Below are 15,615 nucleotides of genomic sequence, written 5' to 3'. Positions count from 1 at the left end.
AGCTCGACGCACATCGAGCTCTCTTGTCACAGAAAGGATTCGCATGGCGCACGATCCGTACGAACCATTGCCGAAGTTGCCGAGTTTCGAGCTGACCAGTGACGACATCACTGCGGGCCAGCCGCTGAAGCTTGCTCAGGCCAGTGGAGCCTTCGGTGTCCCCGGTGGCGAAGACATCTCACCGCAGCTCTCGTGGTCCGGCTTTCCGGCCGAGACGAAGAGCTTCGTCGTGACGGTGTTCGATCCGGACGCACCGACTGCGTCGGGGTTCTGGCACTGGGCCGTGGCGAACATCCCCGCTTCCGTCACCGAGCTCCCCGCCGGTGCCGGCGCGGCGGACAGCGATGTCCTGCCCGCCGGAACCGTCACCCTCCGCCACGACGGTGGTGGGTTCGGTTTCATCGGTGCAGGCCCGCCTCCCGGGCACGGTCCGCATCGCTACATCGTCGCGGTGCATGCCCTCGACGTGGAGGCGCTCGACGGAGTCACCCCTGATTCGTCGCCGGCGTTCCTCGGTTTCAACGTGTTCCATCACGCGATTGCGCGTGCAACCCTGACCGGGACGTTCGAGGTCGAATAGTCACTATGCTGTGCGCCTTTATTAACCGCGGGCGGTTAATAAAGGCGCACAGCACTCTCTAGCGAGGGTTCTCAGCTCCCACAGCCTGGGCGATCGACGAGAAACCCGCTGCGCGGACCCGCTTGGCTATCCCCTTGTGGATGCTGCGAGCCCAGAACGGTCCGCCGTAGATGAAGCCGGTGTATCCCTGCACCAGCGTCGCGCCGGCGAGGATCCGTTCCCACGCCTGATCGGCCGTCTCGATACCGCCGACCGAGATGATGGTCATCTTGTCGCCCACTCGGGCGTACAGGCGCCGAAGTACTTCGAGTGAGCGCTCGGCGACCGGTGCACCGGACAGCCCGCCTGCGCCGAGTGCAGCTACCTCGGCGTCCGGGGTCTTCAAACCGTCGCGACGGATCGTGGTGTTGGTCGCGACGATTCCGGCAAGTCCGAGTTCGATTGCCAGATCGGCGACCGCGTCGACGTCCTCGTCCGAGAGGTCGGGCGCGATCTTCACCAGTACCGGCACGCTGACGGTGTCGAGCACGGCCTGCAGGATCGGGCGCAGTGATAAGACGGCCTGCAGATCACGGAGTCCAGGTGTGTTCGGCGAGCTGACATTCACGACCATGAAGTCGGCCAGCGGACCCAGAAGCTGCGCGCTGGCGGTGTAGTCGGCAGCGGCGTCGGCGGCTTCGACGATCTTGGTCTTGCCGATGTTGGCACCGATCGGCACCGTGACGCGGCGCTGTCGCAGGAAATTCGCCGCGTGACCAGCGCCGTGGTTGTTGAAGCCCATCCGGTTGATCAGAGCGCGGTCGGCCGGAAGACGGAAGAGACGCGGCGCGGGGTTACCGGGCTGAGCCTGGGCCGTCACTGTTCCGACCTCAGCGAAACCGAATCCCAACGGGCCCCAGGCGTCGACTCCGGTGGCGTCCTTGTCGAATCCTGCGGCCAGGCCGAGAGGTGCCGGGAACGTCAGACCGAATGCCTGACTCCGCAGAACCGGGTCGTCGACGACAAGGACTTTTGCGACCAGCCAGCGAAGGGGAGCGAACCGTGTCACCAGTTTCATCGCGGTGAAGGCAATGTGGTGGATGCGTTCCGGTGGGACCCGGAACATCAGGCTCAGCAGCAGTTGGTACACGATTCTCCAGCTCTTCGATGGTGTGATTTTGTCAGCGGTTTCGACAGCGGCGGGCCCTGGTCGTCTGTTGGACGATCAGTGCTGAATGCCGTCCGGATCGGTCACGTGCAGCGGCGTCTTCTTTCGCTTGAGGAGCACGCGACGACTGCCGTCGGGGTAGAGACGGACTCGGGAGAGTTCCCATCCGCCGAACTCGGCGGAGATCGCCAGACGCATCGACGCCGTGACCCGCGAAACGTTCGGCGGTAGTCGAAGGGGCACATAGTCGAACTTGTCGTCCGACGTCTCCCACTGCGCGGGGATCCCGCGCGTACGCTTTTCCATCAGTTCTCCCGTGACGGGATGACCTGCAGCCCGTCACCGGTTGCCGATCCGACGATCAGATTGCCGTTGGAAGAGTCTACGGCCAACGAATTCGGCTGTCGCACCGTCTTGAACCGTCCGGTCTCCACGGGGATGCCGGACGACAGATCGAAGCCGACCACTTCATTGGTCGCGGTCAGTGTCACCCACACCCGATCCGCGGTCTCGTCGTAGGCAACGGCGTACGGCGACTCGCCGACGGGGTAGCGCTGGTGCATCAGGAGCGGATCGGCAGTGAAGACGAGCAGTTCGTTGCCGGTGGTGTCGGTGACCAGAATGCGTCCGAAGCGATCGGTGGCCAGATGAGTTGCGCCCTCACCGGCGCGGAGAGCGACGCCGAGTTTGCCGTCTCCGAGGTTGATCGCCGTCAGCGAGGTCTGACGGTGATCGAGGGCGCTCAGGTTGTCGCCGGTGACCGCGAGTTCGTCGACGGATGCGAATCCCGAAACCGTCTGTGACTGATCGGTCTTCGGGTCGACGATGTGAACTGAACCATTGTCCGTGCCGATCGCGATGCGGCCGTCGTTGAGTTCGACCGCTGAATTCGCCTGCCCGTCTACCGGGATGGACGTCTGTTCGCCCGAAGTCAGATTCAGCTTCACTACCTGGCGATCCATCGACAGAAGAGCGCTACCGTCAGAGCCGATCGAAACGTCGCGTACGTCGGAATCCAGGGCTGTTGGACGACCTGCAGAGGCGGGGTCGGCGCCGGCCAAACTGTCCGAAGGAACGACCAGCACCGAACGGGGGTCGTTGGCAACCACTACAGCCCTGCGCGTGATCGGGTCGAATGTGATGGAATCGATCAGACCTGAATACGGGTGAACCACGCCGTCCGGGGTACTGGTGGTGGCCGGTGAGACCGCTGCCGTTGCGGGATCGATCGTGATGAGGTCGTCTCCGCCATCTCCGGAAGAACATCCTGTGACCAGCAGAACCGCCGCCCCCATTGCTGCTGCAGTGGTGCGGATCCCTAGGCGAGCCATGTGTAGTTCCTCTTTTTCTTGTCATCTGTTCTTCACGCAGTGCGACTGTCATCGATCATCCCTGATCGCAGTCGGGCGCCGTTCATCGCGTCGAGGAACTACCGACCATTCCGCTCACACCCCTGACGCGATACCGTACGAACAGCGGTTGCGGTTGACGCTGCAATCACCGAGGAGATCATTGTGATTCCCACAGAACCCACCGATTCCGGCGCGCAGTCGCCCGAACCGGCGCGGCCGGGCTTCGAGATCGAGGACCTCACCGTCGGCGCTCACGCACACGGTTTCGGCAGGTCCGACGGTCGAACTTTCGCGTTCCGCGTACGAAAGAGCATGCTGTTCGTCGAGGTATACGGCGAATACTGCGAGCACAGTGTGCCGACCCCTGCAGACGTTGTCGCCACCGCGGAGCGATCGGTGACCGACATCGATCTGACCGACGAGCGAAGCATCGCCGGTGTGGTCCGCGACGCAGTTCTGTCCACGGAGGCTGATTGGTCACAGCCCGGTCCCGGTGACGGAGTTCGTGAGGGCGACGGCCGCAGCCTGCCGACGGTGAGAGCCGTCCTGAACAGGCTGGGATCGATCATCGATTCTGTTCGGTGAATTCTCGGCGCGGGATGACCAGCGTTGCTCCGGTTGTCGGATGCGGGAACACCTCGACCGGATAACCGTAGACGCGGGTCAGAAGCTCTTCGTGCAACACCGATTCCGGGGGACCGTCAGCGGCGATGCGGCCGTTTTCGAGCACGACGATCCGATCCGCGTACGCCGCTGCCAACGCGAGGTCGTGCAAAACGACGACGACGGCATCGCCGTCCGCAGCGCGAGCGCGCGCCACGGACATCACCGCCTCCTGGTGTCCGAGGTCGAGAGCTGCAGTCGGCTCGTCCAGCAGGATGGTCGACGTTTCCTGTGCCAGTACCCGGGCCAGCGCGACCCGCGCTTGCTCGCCGCCGGACAGCACGGCGAACGGCCGATTGGCGAACCCCTCGACATCGCAGGTCTTCATCGCCGCGGTGATAGCAGCGCCGTCGCGGTCTTCTCGGCGAGTTCCGGTCCATGGCGCACGTCCCATACGAACCACCTGGCGAGCGCTGAACGAAAATCCGATGGTGTGTTTCTGGGGGAGCACCGCGCGTCGGCGCGCCATGTCGATCGGCGACCACTGAGTGAGGTCGGTGCCGTCAACGTCCACCCGCCCAGCGATGACGGGCTGATCACCGGCCAACGCCGCAAGAAGAGTCGACTTACCGGCGCCGTTCGGTCCGACGAGAACGACTAGCTCGCCTGCCCGGACTTCGATGGACACGCCTTCCAGAATCTGCCGACCACCGCGTTCGACTGTGATGTCGCGCGCCTCGAGGGTGACATCACCGACGGCTGGGCTCTTCGGTTCGGGGGTGACGCGGCCGAACAGTTCGCGCCAGTTTCTTACGAGGCTGCTCATGCCCACCCGCCCTGTTGCGCGCGCGTGCGTCGGAGAAGCCAGAAGAAGAAGGGGCCGCCCACCAGAGCGGTCAGCATTCCGAGGGGCAGGTCTGCGTTGTCGATCAGCGACCGCGAGCCCAGATCTGCGACAAGCAGAACCAGTGCGCCGGCGAGGGCGCTCGCCGGAATCAGCGCGCGGTGGCCAGGTCCGACGAGAATGCGCATCAGGTGCGGAACGACCAGGCCGACGAAGAGGATGATTCCCGTGAAGGCAACACTTGCGGAGACGAGGAGAGCGACGATCAGTACCGCGAACTGGCGCAGCCGTTCGACGTTGACGCCCAGGTGACGGGCCGCGTGTTCACCGAGCGCCAGCAGGTCGAGACGTGGGGCGATCATCATGGTCGCGGCGATCCCGACGACGGTCATCGGCGCCACGATCAGGACTGCGTTCCAGGAAGCGCCGTTGAGTGAGCCGAGTTGCCAGAACACGATCTGATCGCGAGCGGACGGGCTGGCGACGAAGGTGAAGAACGCGATGAGCCCGCCGGCGAACGCGTTGATCGCGACGCCCGTCAGCACCAACGTCACTACTTCGGTTCGGCCTTCGTGCCGAGCCAGCAGGTAGACCGCCGCGGTGGTGACCAGCCCGGCGACGAACGCAGCCGCAGCAACGGCCCAGCCGGCCACGAACGTTCCCCCGACGACGATGACAGCACTCGCGCCAACTGCCGCGCCCGCAGACACTCCGATCACTCCGGGTTCTGCGAGCGGATTGGAAAACACACCCTGCAGGAGCGCACCGGAACATCCCAGCGCCGCGCCGACACAGATGGCGAGCACGACGCGGGGGAAACGAACCTCCCACAAAGTCACTTCACCGCTGGGATGGGCGGGCATCGGACCGAGGTCGAGCCCGATGCGATGCAGGATGCTGCCCAAAACCTCGAGAGGCGACGTCGGAACTTGGCCGATGCACGCCGACAGTACCGCGACGATCACCAGGGCGAGAGTCAAGCTGACCAGAACCGCACTCACCCGCGACCGTGACGCGGGGCCAGACGCCGACTTGTCGGCGCCCCCGACGTCGTGTGAATCCTCGGCTGCGGACACAGTCTTACCTGCTTCGGAACTACCTGTCTCTGTACTCACGAATCAGCACTCACGAATCTTTGCTCACGATCCACCGGGCTCGTAGATCGCTTCGGCGAGTGCCGCCATGACGCGTCCGGTGTTCGGCCCGAAGCTGAGCAGTACACCGTCCGCCATGTCGACTACTCGTTTGTTCTTTCCAGCCGGCGTCTGAGCGATGCCAGGGACCTTTTCGAGGCCGTCGATTCCGCCGATCGATGCCAATCCGTCCGTCATCATCAGCAGGGCGTCAGGCGCTGCGGCGATGAGCGCTTCGCTGGTGATGGGCACGAACTGTTGTGTGATGCCCGAGGCGGTTCCTGCATCGGTGGCGCCGAGTGCCTCGATCAAAGAATCTGCTCCGGACCCTTCACCGCCGATCATGGTGATGGCCGATCCGCGCATGTAGAGGAACGCGATTTTCAGTGGATCGCCCTCGGTGGGGACCAGATCGCGAGCTCCAGCGATTTCCGATTCGGTCCGATCGACCAGCGCTGCGCCCTGGGCGGGGACGCCGAGCGCGTCGGCGACGGCCTGGAGTTGTCCCGGCACACCCTCGAGTGTTCGGGTCGGATCGAAGAAGACGACGGGAACACCGGCGGCGCGCAACTGATCCTGGACGCTCTTGGGCCCGATACTGGTGTCGGTGAGAACAACGGTGGGATTGAGGTCGAGAATTGCCTCGGTATTGAGCGATTGGCCGCCGACCGTGACAACCGGCACGTCCGCGACTGCGGGGAACTTGGCGGCGGTGTCGCGGCCGACGAGATTGTCACCGAGGCCGAGCGCCACCGTCGTCGTCGCGAGCGTCCCGTAGCGGTCGGCCGCAACGATCCGGCTGTTGTCGGTGATGGTCACGTCGACGCCGTCGAAGCTCTTCACCGTCACGGGCAGTGTCGCGGTCGGGTTGTCGGACACGGGAACCGGGCTGGAATCTTCGAGTACCGCGGTCCTGGCACCCTGAGATGTCGTCGAAGTGTCGCTGGACCCGCAAGCCACCAGACCGAAACCGGCTGCTGCGACCAGAGCCGCCGCGGCCAAGCGCTTCATCATTTGACGAGGTAGCTCTCGATGTCGACTTCGAGGTCGGCGAACAAGTCGCCGTTGAGGCGGTACGCCAGATTCACCTCGTCGATGAAACGCTGCTGTTCCTCGGCAGGAATCTGCAGTGCATCCAGATTCGAGCGGTAGTCGTCCTTGAAAGGCTTCGGCTTGGGGATGCCTTCGAAGATGTAGAAGCGAAGTCCGTCGGTCTCGAATCCGTAGGCGCGTTCGAGCATCCGGCGGATGATCTGTCCGCCCGAGAGATCGCCCATGTACCGAAGGTAGTGATGTGCGACGAAGCCGGCAGGCCAGTCGAACGCCACCTCCTTCAGGCGGGCGATGTAGCGCTCGGTTGCCGGCAGTGCCACGAGTTCGTCGCGCCAGTTCGGTCCGCCGAGGAACTCGAGATCGGCTTCGAGTGAAGCCACGCGCAACAGATCCTCGGACAGGAACGGGGCGACCAACTCGTTGTCGGCGTGTGTGCGGCCGGCCTCTTCGAGGCTCGTGTAGACGAGGTACGTCTGTCCCAGAAGTGCGGCGTAGCCAGCCGTGGTCAGCTCACCGCCGAGTAGTGCGCCTACGAATCGCGACTGCTCCGTCTCGCGGTGTGCTGCGTCCGTCTCGGTCTTGATTCGTTCGGAGAACGCTGGGCCTGCGTCTGCGGAAAGGCTGTCTACGTCGAGCGTGGTCATTGATTCTCCTGAGGCTGTAGTCAAGCGTTGCCTACTAGGTTAGCCTGCCCTCGCCAACACGATACCTCCGGTATTTCGATCAGCGGGACAGATCAAGCGCTCACATCGTCGAGAGCCGCGGCAATCGCTTTCGGAAGTTCCAATTCTTCGGTTGCCAGTACTCCTGTCAACTGGGCGAGATCACGCGTGCCGACGACGGCGCTGGCCACCCCGGCGCGATCGCGCGCCCAGGCCAGTGCCACCGCCAGTGGGGAAGTACCCAGACCGTCGGCAGCGGTAACGACTGCGTCGACCACCCGGATCGAGGAATCGGTCAGATAGCTCTGCACATCCTGCGAATGTGCTTCGTCGGCGCCGCGGGAATCGACGGGAATGCCGTCGCGGTACTTGCCGGTCAGCACACCGCCAGCGAGGGGTACTGCGGCGAACACTCCGACGCCGTGATGGGCCGCCGCTGCGAACAATTCTTCCTCGACGCCGCGTGCGAGCAACGAGTACTCGGCCTGCGTCGCGGCGAGTGTTGTTGCGCCACCGGCTCCTACGGCCGTCGCGAGCTGCCAGCCGAGGTAGCCGCGCACTCCGACGTACCGCACCTTGCCGCTCGAGACGGCATAGTCGAGGGTTGCTGCAACCTCGTCGACGGGCGTGAGCGGATCCCAGGTTGCGACCTGCCACATGTCGAGGAAGTCGGTTCCGAGTTCACGAAGAGTCGCGTCGAGCTGGCGGAGCAATCCGCGCCGCGAGCAGTCGACGCGGTCGGTGCCGATCGGTGTGGGGTCGATGCCGGCGCTCGAGCTGATGATGAGTTCGTCACGTGGAACGACGTCGTCGAGCAACTCGGCGAGGATTCGTTGCGCCGCACCGGCGCCGTAGGCGGGCGAGGTGTCGACCAGGGTTCCGCCGGCCTCGGCGAACGCGAGTAGCTGCGCAGCAGCCTCGTCGCCGTCCGTGTCGCGTCCCCATGTCAGTGTGCCGAGCCCAAGTCGCGAGACCCGAAGTCCGCTCGTTCCGACAGATCTGTGCTTCATAACCGCCTGCATCTCGCGCCCGACTCGTGTGCGCAAGTGCGGCACCCGAGAGATCTCACCACGTGCAGACTAGTAGGCGCTCGCCTCGAGTCGGGGTATTCGGACACGGACGTGCCGGGCGCGGCGCGGCGCCGTGGGCCCCGGTAGCGTGGCGCCGGTGAAACGTGAACCCGACACACGAAACCTGTGTGCAGTAACCCCATTCGAATCAGCCGGGATCGGTGAGTGATGGGCGAAGCGATGACCTGGCTCCAGGCCGTGATCCTGGGCCTCGTGCAGGGCTTGACCGAGTTCCTGCCCATCTCGTCTTCCGGACATTTGCGAATCGTGTCGGAGATATTCTTCGGCAGTGACGCCGGCGCGTCGTTCACCGCGGTGACGCAGCTCGGCACCGAGTTGGCGGTCCTGATCTACTTCGCACGCGACATCGTGAGGATCATCACTGCCTGGTTCCGAGGTGTGTTCAATGCCGAGCACCGGGGCGATCTCGATTACCGGATGGGCTGGTATGTCATCATCGGCACCATCCCGGTCGGCATCCTCGGGTTCTTCTTCAAAGACCAGATCCGTACCGGCGCACGCAATCTGTGGCTGATTGCCACGATGCTGATCGTGTTCGCGCTCGTCATCGCTGCTGCCGAGTACTACGGACGCAAGACGCGCCCGATCGAATCGCTCACAGCGCGCGACGGCATCATCATGGGTTCGGCTCAGGCACTCGCGCTCATCCCGGGTGTCTCACGTTCGGGTGGCACGATCAGTGCCGGCCTTTTCCTCGGACTCACCCGTGAGGCCGCAGCCCGTTACTCGTTCCTGTTGGCGATTCCGGCAGTTCTCGCCTCCGGTTTGTTCAGCCTCCCCGATGCCTTCGAGCCGGCCGGTGAGGGTCTGAACGCGAGCGGTCCGCAGTTGCTGGTGGCAACCGTCATCGCCTTCGCAGTCGGTTACGCAGCGATCGCCTGGCTGCTTCGATTTGTTGTCGATCACTCCATGTACTGGTTCGTCGGATACAGAATCGCTCTCGGCGTAGTCGTCCTTGCGTTGCTGGCCACAGGGGTCGTGTCCGCGACATAGGGCCCGTTTCGACGTCGACCACCCGTCCGTGCGGCCACCGCCCCATTAGGGTTGTGGAATGACAGTTGTCCTACTGCGGCACGGGCGGTCGACGTCCAACACTGCCCATACCCTGGCCGGTCGAACGCCGGGTGTGGAACTCGACGACCACGGCCGGAAACAGGCCGAAGGCGTCGTCGATCGGCTGGTCGGTCTGGACATCGCGGAGATCGTCCGCTCGCCGCTGTTGCGGTGTGAGCAGACGGTCGGCCCCATTGCCGTCGACCGTGGTCTGACGCCGGTGGTCGAGGATCGCCTCATCGAGGTCGATTACGGCGACTGGACGGGTCGCCCGCTCAAGGAACTCTTGGAAGAACCGCTCTGGAAAGTGGTGCAGCGCCACGCTTCCGGTGCAGTGTTTCCCGGCGGTGAAGGGCTGGCCCAGGTACAGGCGCGAGCCGTTGCCGCGATCCGAGAGCACGACGCACGGCTGGCCGAAGAACACGGCAAGGACGTCGTCTGGATCGCGTGCACGCACGGTGACGTCATCAAATCGGTTCTCGCCGACGCGTTTGCGATGCATCTCGATTCGTTCCAGCGCATCGTCGCCGAGCCCGCCTCGGTCAGTGTGATTCGCTACACGGCGACACTGCCGTTCGTTCTTCGCGTCAACGACACCGGAGACGTGCTCGCCGCGATCGGTGCGGCGAAGGCCGCGACCAACGGTTCGGCTCCCGCGCAGGAGTCCGTCCCCGGCGGAGAGGTCGGTGCGTGAGCTGTGACGGATAATGGGTATTCAGTGATGTTCTGCTCGAACTCGAGGAGGTGCAATGTCGCGCGCGATTCACGTATTTCGCACTCCTGACCGATTTGTCGCAGGAACGGTGGGCGAACCCGGTGACAGGTCTTTCTATCTCCAGGCCGTGCACGAATCACGGGTGGTGAGTGTGCTGCTCGAGAAGCAGCAGGTTCAGGTTCTCGCCGATCGCATGGGCTTACTCCTCGAAGAGGTGCATCGACGCTTCGGAACCGAGGTTCCGCCACAAGCCGACGACGTCTCCGACCTCAGCCCGCTGGTCACACCACTCGACGCGGAGTTCCGGGTCGGCACGATGGGGCTCGGTTGGGACGCCGATGCCGGGGCGGTCGTCGTGGAGCTGCTTGCCGTCAGCGAGACGGAGTTCGACGAATCGGTTGTCCTCGACGACGCCGACGACGGTCCGGACGCGGTCCGTGTGTTCCTGACTCCGGAGCAAGCGCGCGAGTTTTCGCTGCGGTCCGAACGCGTCATCGCGGCGGGACGCGCGCCGTGCCCGCTGTGTGGTGAACCGTTGGCGCCCGAGGGACACGTCTGCATCCGCACCAATGGGTACCGACGCGGCGAGTCCTTCGGTTTTGCGATCGACGACGCAGACGACGACGAGGTCTGACGTCGTGTCCGAACCTGGTGTGCCGGACGTGCTGCTCGAGGGTGATCTGACTCTGATCGGTCAGATCACCACGGCGAGCAACGCCACGCTGGTATGTGAGTCGACTCTGGGGGAGAAGTCCACCCGCGTGGTCTACAAGCCGGTCCGGGGTGAACGCCCACTGTGGGATTTCCCGGACGGCACTCTGGCGGGGCGTGAGGTCGCGTCGTACCGCGTGTCCGAGGCGCTGGGTTGGGGAGTGATTCCGCGAACAGTGTTGCGGGACGGCCCCTTCGGTCCAGGCATGGTGCAGCGATGGATCGACACCGTCGATCGCCGCGCGGATGGATCTGGCGGACTCGAGATGGTGGACCTGTGCAGTCCCGGCAACGTTCCGCCGGGGTGGTTCGAGGTCCTGCAGGCCTTCGACTCGGAGGGTGAACCAGTCTCCCTGATCCATGCGGACGATCCACGGCTGCAGCGAATGGCCGTTCTGGACGTCCTCATCAACAACGCCGACCGCAAAGGTGGTCACGCCCTCGAAGGCGTCGACGGCTCGGTGTACGGCGTTGATCACGGAATCTGTCTTCACTCGGAGAACAAGCTGCGGACCGTGTTGTGGGGGTGGGCCGGGCAGCCCGTACCCGGTGCTTTGATCGCCGACGTCGCCGAATTCGCGACAACTCTCGACGGGGATCTCGGCGACGAGTTGTCCGAACTGATCACCGAGGAAGAGATCGTGGCTTTGGCGGTGCGGGCGATGCAGTTCGCCGAGTCCGCGGTGATGCCTGAGCCGAACGGCCATCGAACGATTCCCTGGCCGGCCTTCTAGTCGCGAGACGTTTCCTGCTGTTCGCGAGTTGCCGTCTTCAATCCGGGTGAGCGAACCAATCGCAGTAGTTGTTCGCGCAGCGCGGCGACATCCCCGACGCCGACGGTCAACGCCGCATCTTCCTTCTCGAGCGTCAGTAGTCGCTCGTACGTCAGTCTTCCGGCGTCGGTTATCGCGATCACGCGCCGACGCTCGTCCCTCGGATCGGTGTCACGAGTGACGTAACCCGCTCGTTCGAGACGGTCGATCGTGCGGCTCATCGTCTGATCGGTGACGCGGGCGTTCTTCGCGATGTCGCGTTGAGACGCCGCCCCACCGGCGATCGAGTGGAGCACGATCAGGCCCGCGTGCGTCATGTCCTGAGACCGCAAGACCTTCTCCCACGAGTGCTCCACCAGGCGTGCAGCGGTGGACAACAGCCGGCCGGTGGGCCAGTCGTCCAGGCCGTCGCTGCTCATTTTTCTGCCTTCCGTTTGCAATTACTCAGCATGCTGAACAAAATAGTCGGCAAGTCCTCTGCTGCCGATCCCTGGAGACCCAGTGAGCACACCAGTACAAAATCGTCCTGTTCGTCGCCTTCGATGGATTGTGCCAGCTCTCCTCGTGATCGGCTGGCTGGCAATCGGAGGATTCGGCGGTCCGTTCGCCGGAAAGCTCAGCACGGTGCAGCAGAACGACAACACGTCGTTCCTGCCCGCGTCGGCCGAAGCGACCGAGGTGGCAAAGCTTCAAGAGAGCTTCACGGACACGCGCTTCGTGCCGGCCATCATCGTGGCGGAACGACCGGGTGGCCTCGAGCCCGCCGACTCCACCTTCCTTTCCCAGACCGTCGATTCGTTTGTCGGTACCGAAGGATTCGGCGACGCCTCATCGCCGCCGATCCCGTCGGCCGACGGCCAGGCACTCCAGATGTTCCTGCCGGTCGACAGCACCCTCGAAGTCAAGGACAGCGTGAAAGCGCTGCGCGCGGCGCTGGAGTCGAGCCCTGACGGACTGACAGTCAAGGTCACCGGCCCCGCTGGGCAGGTTGCGGATCTGTCGGCAGCATTCGCCGGTATCGACGGATTGCTGTTGTTGGTAGCCGGATCCGTCGTGATCGTGATCCTGATCATCGTCTACCGAAGCCCGATCCTGCCGTTCGTGGTGATCTTCTCGGCGATCTTCGCACTCGGATTGTCGAGCTTGCTCGTGTATCTGCTCGCGGACGCGGACGTCATCGCACTGAACGGTCAGAGCCAGGGCATCCTGTTCATCCTCGTGTTCGGTGCCGCCACCGACTACGCGCTACTGCTGGTCTCTCGCTACCGGGAAGAATTGCGGATCGAGAAGGACAAGTACGCAGCAATGCGCACTGCGTGGCGCGCGACGCTCGAACCTGTCGCAGCGTCTGCAGGAACGGTCATCGCGGGCGTTCTGTGCCTGTTGCTCTCCGACCTGAACTCGAACCGCGGACTCGGTCCGGTGGCCGCCATCGGTATCGCCGCGTCCTTCCTCGCATCGATGACCTTCCTACCTGCTGTCCTGGTTCTGTTCGGGAGGACGGCGTACTGGCCGACCAAGCCGAAGTTCGATGCCGACCGCGAGCACCACGACGAGGCGAACGATCACCGGTTCTGGGCCGGGCTCGCTGCTCGAATCGGTAGGCATCCGCGCCGCTTCTGGGTGGCGTCGACGCTGGTGCTGGTGATCTTCGCGATGATGATGCCGCAGTTCAAAGCCAGCGGTGTCTCGTCGTCCGACATCTTCTTGCTCGATGTCGATTCGGTTGCAGGCCAGGAGATTCTCGGCGAGCACTTCGACGCGGGTTCGGGTTCACCGGCCGTGGTCATCGCGAATGCAGACCAAGTGGATGCCGTTGCGGCAGCCAGTCGCGTGGAGGGTGTCAGCGACGTAAGCGTCGTGCAGAACGGGGGAGCGCCTCTGGTTGTCGACGGGCGAGTCTCCCTGCAGGCGACGTTGACTGACGCTGCCGACTCGCTCGAGGCCGAAGACACCATCGTGCGACTGCGTGATGCAGTTCACTCAGTGGAGGGCGCCGACGCATTGGTCGGTGGCGTCACTGCGACCGACCTCGACACGAAGACCACCTCGACACGGGACCGGACACTCATCATTCCCGTGGTGATCATCGTGGTGTTCGTGATTCTCTCGCTCTTGCTGCGTTCGCTTCTCGCACCGCTGCTTCTCATGGGCACCGTTGTGCTCTCGTTTGCTGCGACACTGGGCATTTCGTCGCTGGTGTTCGACCACATCTTCGGTTTCCCCGGCGCGGATCCGGTGGTCCCGCTCTTTGCGTTCGTGTTCCTCGTGGCTCTGGGAATCGACTACAACATCTTCCTCATGACGAGGGTGCGTGAGGAAGCGCTGAAGATCGGCACCAGGGCGGGCGCTCTGCGGGGACTCACGGTGACCGGCGGGGTGATCACATCTGCCGGAGTTGTTCTGGCAGCAACCTTCTCGGCGTTGGCGGTGATCCCGCTGTTGTTCCTCGCCCAGATCGCGTTCATCGTGGCGTTCGGTGTCCTGCTCGACGCTCTGATCGTCCGATCCTTGCTGGTACCGGCCTTGACCTACGACATCGGTCAGAAGATCTGGTGGCCGAGCAAGCTCGCGTCGACGCCCGAACCGGAGCAGGATCAGCCAGCACCTTCCCAGCCTCAGAGCAGTCTCCACTAGGCTCGGCAGCATGCAGTCTTGGTCCGATACCGCACTCCCGTCCGTTCCCGGTCAGGGGCCGCCGTTGCGGCTGTACGACACAGCCGACCGTCAGGTTCGCCCCGTCACCCCGGGCGAGAAGGCGACGATGTACGTCTGCGGCATCACCCCGTACGACGCCACCCACCTCGGCCACGCGGCCACGTACCTCACGTTCGACCTCGTGAACCGCATCTGGCGCGACGCCGGACACGATGTCCACTACGTCCAGAACGTGACCGACGTGGACGACCCGCTGTTCGAGCGAGCCAATCGCGACGGCGAGGACTGGATCGTCCTCGGCATGCGTGAGACGGCTCTCTTCCGCGAGGACATGGAAGCGCTGCGTGTGCTTCCGCCGAAGGACTACATCGGCGCCGTCGAATCGGTGAACGAAGTAGTCGAGTTGGTGGAGAAGTTCGTGGCGTCCGGCGCCGCGTACATCGTCGACGACGCGGAGTTCCCCGACGTCTACTTCCGTGCCGACGCGACCGAGCAGTTCGGCTACGAGTCGGGCTACGACCGCGCGACGATGGAGAAGTTCTTTGCCGAACGCGGCGGAGATCCCGAACGCGTCGGAAAGCGCAATCCGCTCGACGCTCTCGTCTGGCGTGCGGAGCGTCCGGGCGAGCCCTCGTGGCCCTCGCCCTTCGGACCGGGGCGCCCCGGCTGGCACATCGAATGCGCGGCCATTGCACTCAACCGCATCGGCTCCGGCTTCGACGTCCAGGGCGGTGGCAGCGATCTGATCTTCCCGCACCACGAGTTCTCGGCGGCGCATGCCGAATCGGCAACGGGTGATCGCCGTTTCGCGCGGCACTACGTGCACACCGGCATGATCGGTCTCGACGGCGAGAAGATGTCGAAGAGTCGCGGAAACCTGGTCTTCGTCTCCAAGCTGCGCGGTGAGGGGGTGGACCCAGCGGCAATCCGTCTCGGACTGCTGTCCGGCCACTACCGCCAGGATCGCGCGTGGACTGATCAGGTCCTCGCGGATGCTCAGTCGCGCCTGAAGGTGTGGCGCGAGGCCGCGGCTCTCGGTTCTGCGCCGTCAGCCACTGACACTGTTGCGCGTTTGCGTCAGCACCTGGCCGACGATCTCGACACCCCGAAGGCGCTCGACGCGCTCGACGGTTGGGCCCGCCGCGCCATCGAGGGCGGCGGATCCGACACGCAGGCACCCGGCGAGTTCGCCGATGCCGTCGACGCCCTACTGGGTATTTCGCTTCGCTGAACCCCTGCT

The 15,615-nt window shown here is 64.3% G+C and carries 17 protein-coding genes; 8 read left to right on the top strand and 9 right to left on the bottom strand.

What is annotated here, in order from left to right:
• Nucleotides 1-43 precede the first annotated feature (43 nt).
• Nucleotides 44-580 (top strand): YbhB/YbcL family Raf kinase inhibitor-like protein, encoded by a 537-nt coding sequence (locus tag RHP72_RS15490; protein WP_054827756.1) that lies wholly within the window; start codon nucleotides 44-46, stop codon nucleotides 578-580.
• Nucleotides 581-638: 58 nt separating this feature from the next.
• On the opposite strand, the gene RHP72_RS15485 is transcribed toward RHP72_RS15490, so the two are convergent.
• The 3 genes from RHP72_RS15485 to RHP72_RS15475 all read right to left on the bottom strand — a co-directional run bounded on the left by RHP72_RS15485 (nucleotide 639) and on the right by RHP72_RS15475 (nucleotide 3,058).
• The gene (locus tag RHP72_RS15485; protein WP_311093565.1) at nucleotides 639-1,709 is read right to left on the bottom strand and encodes a quinone-dependent dihydroorotate dehydrogenase; all 1,071 of its coding nucleotides are present in this window, start codon (nucleotides 1,707-1,709) and stop codon (nucleotides 639-641) included.
• A 75-nt stretch (nucleotides 1,710-1,784) separates the two neighbouring features.
• Nucleotides 1,785-2,033, bottom strand: a complete 249-nt coding sequence (locus RHP72_RS15480; protein WP_003946171.1) for a DUF5703 family protein — start codon at nucleotides 2,031-2,033, stop codon at nucleotides 1,785-1,787.
• Entirely contained in the window at nucleotides 2,033-3,058 is a 1,026-nt protein-coding gene (locus tag RHP72_RS15475) for a hypothetical protein (RefSeq protein ID WP_064444622.1), read from the bottom strand. The genes RHP72_RS15480 and RHP72_RS15475 overlap by 1 nt, the downstream gene beginning before the upstream one ends.
• Before the next feature lie 183 nt (nucleotides 3,059-3,241).
• Here RHP72_RS15475 and RHP72_RS15470 point away from each other — a divergent pair, with 183 nt between their 5' ends.
• Entirely contained in the window at nucleotides 3,242-3,664 is a 423-nt protein-coding gene (locus RHP72_RS15470) for a hypothetical protein (protein WP_007733387.1), read from the top strand.
• Here the strand turns inward: RHP72_RS15470 and RHP72_RS15465 are convergent.
• The 5 genes from RHP72_RS15465 to RHP72_RS15445 form a co-directional block, all read right to left on the bottom strand.
• Entirely contained in the window at nucleotides 3,645-4,508 is an 864-nt protein-coding gene (locus RHP72_RS15465) for a heme ABC transporter ATP-binding protein (protein ID WP_007733386.1), read from the bottom strand. The genes RHP72_RS15470 and RHP72_RS15465 overlap by 20 nt on opposite strands.
• Nucleotides 4,505-5,602, bottom strand: coding sequence for an iron ABC transporter permease (locus RHP72_RS15460; protein ID WP_030537529.1), 1,098 nt, complete (start codon nucleotides 5,600-5,602; stop codon nucleotides 4,505-4,507). The genes RHP72_RS15465 and RHP72_RS15460 overlap by 4 nt, the downstream gene beginning before the upstream one ends.
• A gap of 63 nt (nucleotides 5,603-5,665) precedes the next feature.
• The gene (locus RHP72_RS15455; protein ID WP_042450998.1) at nucleotides 5,666-6,673 is read right to left on the bottom strand and encodes a hemin ABC transporter substrate-binding protein; all 1,008 of its coding nucleotides are present in this window, start codon (nucleotides 6,671-6,673) and stop codon (nucleotides 5,666-5,668) included.
• On the bottom strand, nucleotides 6,670-7,356 hold the full coding sequence (locus RHP72_RS15450) for a heme oxygenase (biliverdin-producing) (RefSeq protein WP_192712386.1): 687 nt from the start codon (nucleotides 7,354-7,356) through the stop codon (nucleotides 6,670-6,672). Before RHP72_RS15450 ends, RHP72_RS15455 begins: the two co-directional genes overlap by 4 nt.
• Nucleotides 7,357-7,448: 92 nt before the next feature.
• Nucleotides 7,449-8,384 carry an aldo/keto reductase gene (locus RHP72_RS15445; protein WP_003946175.1) on the bottom strand — a complete coding sequence of 312 codons (936 nt, stop codon included), beginning with the start codon at nucleotides 8,382-8,384 and terminating at the stop codon, nucleotides 7,449-7,451.
• A gap of 228 nt (nucleotides 8,385-8,612) precedes the next feature.
• Between RHP72_RS15445 and RHP72_RS15440 the strand changes: the two genes are divergently transcribed.
• From RHP72_RS15440 to RHP72_RS15425, 4 genes are read left to right on the top strand one after another with little or no spacing between them, the layout of a single operon-like run.
• Nucleotides 8,613-9,458 carry an undecaprenyl-diphosphate phosphatase gene (locus RHP72_RS15440; protein WP_030537531.1) on the top strand — a complete coding sequence of 282 codons (846 nt, stop codon included), beginning with the start codon at nucleotides 8,613-8,615 and terminating at the stop codon, nucleotides 9,456-9,458.
• A gap of 58 nt (nucleotides 9,459-9,516) precedes the next feature.
• Complete coding sequence (locus tag RHP72_RS15435; RefSeq protein WP_003946173.1) at nucleotides 9,517-10,212, top strand: histidine phosphatase family protein; 696 nt, start codon at nucleotides 9,517-9,519, stop codon at nucleotides 10,210-10,212.
• Nucleotides 10,213-10,267: 55 nt separating this feature from the next.
• On the top strand, nucleotides 10,268-10,867 hold the full coding sequence (locus tag RHP72_RS15430) for a DUF3090 domain-containing protein (protein WP_003946200.1): 600 nt from the start codon (nucleotides 10,268-10,270) through the stop codon (nucleotides 10,865-10,867).
• A 4-nt stretch (nucleotides 10,868-10,871) separates the two neighbouring features.
• Nucleotides 10,872-11,678, top strand: coding sequence for an SCO1664 family protein (locus RHP72_RS15425; protein WP_030537533.1), 807 nt, complete (start codon nucleotides 10,872-10,874; stop codon nucleotides 11,676-11,678).
• On the opposite strand, the gene RHP72_RS15420 is transcribed toward RHP72_RS15425, so the two are convergent.
• Nucleotides 11,675-12,136, bottom strand: a complete 462-nt coding sequence (locus RHP72_RS15420; protein WP_003946187.1) for a MarR family winged helix-turn-helix transcriptional regulator — start codon at nucleotides 12,134-12,136, stop codon at nucleotides 11,675-11,677. The genes RHP72_RS15425 and RHP72_RS15420 overlap by 4 nt on opposite strands.
• A gap of 127 nt (nucleotides 12,137-12,263) precedes the next feature.
• On the opposite strand from RHP72_RS15420, the gene RHP72_RS15415 reads away from it, so the two are divergent.
• Nucleotides 12,264-14,354, top strand: coding sequence for an MMPL family transporter (locus RHP72_RS15415; RefSeq protein ID WP_225320402.1), 2,091 nt, complete (start codon nucleotides 12,264-12,266; stop codon nucleotides 14,352-14,354).
• Nucleotides 14,355-14,364: 10 nt separating this feature from the next.
• The gene (gene mshC, locus RHP72_RS15410; protein ID WP_063316379.1) at nucleotides 14,365-15,606 is read left to right on the top strand and encodes a cysteine--1-D-myo-inosityl 2-amino-2-deoxy-alpha-D-glucopyranoside ligase; all 1,242 of its coding nucleotides are present in this window, start codon (nucleotides 14,365-14,367) and stop codon (nucleotides 15,604-15,606) included.
• Nucleotides 15,607-15,615 lie beyond the last annotated feature (9 nt).

It is taken from the genome of Rhodococcus sp. SG20037 (assembly GCF_031763325.1).
Taxonomy (GTDB): domain Bacteria; phylum Actinomycetota; class Actinomycetes; order Mycobacteriales; family Mycobacteriaceae; genus Rhodococcus_F; species Rhodococcus_F qingshengii.
The sequence above is the reverse complement of the archived record's forward strand: the minus strand, read 5'-3'. Positions and strand labels throughout refer to the sequence as shown.

Excerpts from the sequence above, each read along its gene's own strand:
- mshC (WP_063316379.1), top strand. The coding sequence starts at position 14,365 with ATGCAGTCTTGGTCCGATACCGCACTCCCGTCCGTTCCCGGTCAGGGG.
- RHP72_RS15440 (WP_030537531.1), top strand. The coding sequence starts at position 8,613 with ATGGGCGAAGCGATGACCTGGCTCCAGGCCGTGATCCTGGGCCTCGTG.
- RHP72_RS15430 (WP_003946200.1), top strand. The coding sequence starts at position 10,268 with ATGTCGCGCGCGATTCACGTATTTCGCACTCCTGACCGATTTGTCGCA.
- RHP72_RS15445 (WP_003946175.1), bottom strand. The coding sequence starts at position 8,384 with ATGAAGCACAGATCTGTCGGAACGAGCGGACTTCGGGTCTCGCGACTT.
- RHP72_RS15490 (WP_054827756.1), top strand. The coding sequence starts at position 44 with ATGGCGCACGATCCGTACGAACCATTGCCGAAGTTGCCGAGTTTCGAG.
- RHP72_RS15435 (WP_003946173.1), top strand. The coding sequence starts at position 9,517 with ATGACAGTTGTCCTACTGCGGCACGGGCGGTCGACGTCCAACACTGCC.
- RHP72_RS15465 (WP_007733386.1), bottom strand. The coding sequence starts at position 4,508 with ATGAGCAGCCTCGTAAGAAACTGGCGCGAACTGTTCGGCCGCGTCACC.
- RHP72_RS15480 (WP_003946171.1), bottom strand. The coding sequence starts at position 2,033 with ATGGAAAAGCGTACGCGCGGGATCCCCGCGCAGTGGGAGACGTCGGAC.
- RHP72_RS15455 (WP_042450998.1), bottom strand. The coding sequence starts at position 6,673 with ATGATGAAGCGCTTGGCCGCGGCGGCTCTGGTCGCAGCAGCCGGTTTC.
- RHP72_RS15450 (WP_192712386.1), bottom strand. The coding sequence starts at position 7,356 with ATGACCACGCTCGACGTAGACAGCCTTTCCGCAGACGCAGGCCCAGCG.
- RHP72_RS15475 (WP_064444622.1), bottom strand. The coding sequence starts at position 3,058 with ATGGCTCGCCTAGGGATCCGCACCACTGCAGCAGCAATGGGGGCGGCG.
- RHP72_RS15420 (WP_003946187.1), bottom strand. The coding sequence starts at position 12,136 with ATGAGCAGCGACGGCCTGGACGACTGGCCCACCGGCCGGCTGTTGTCC.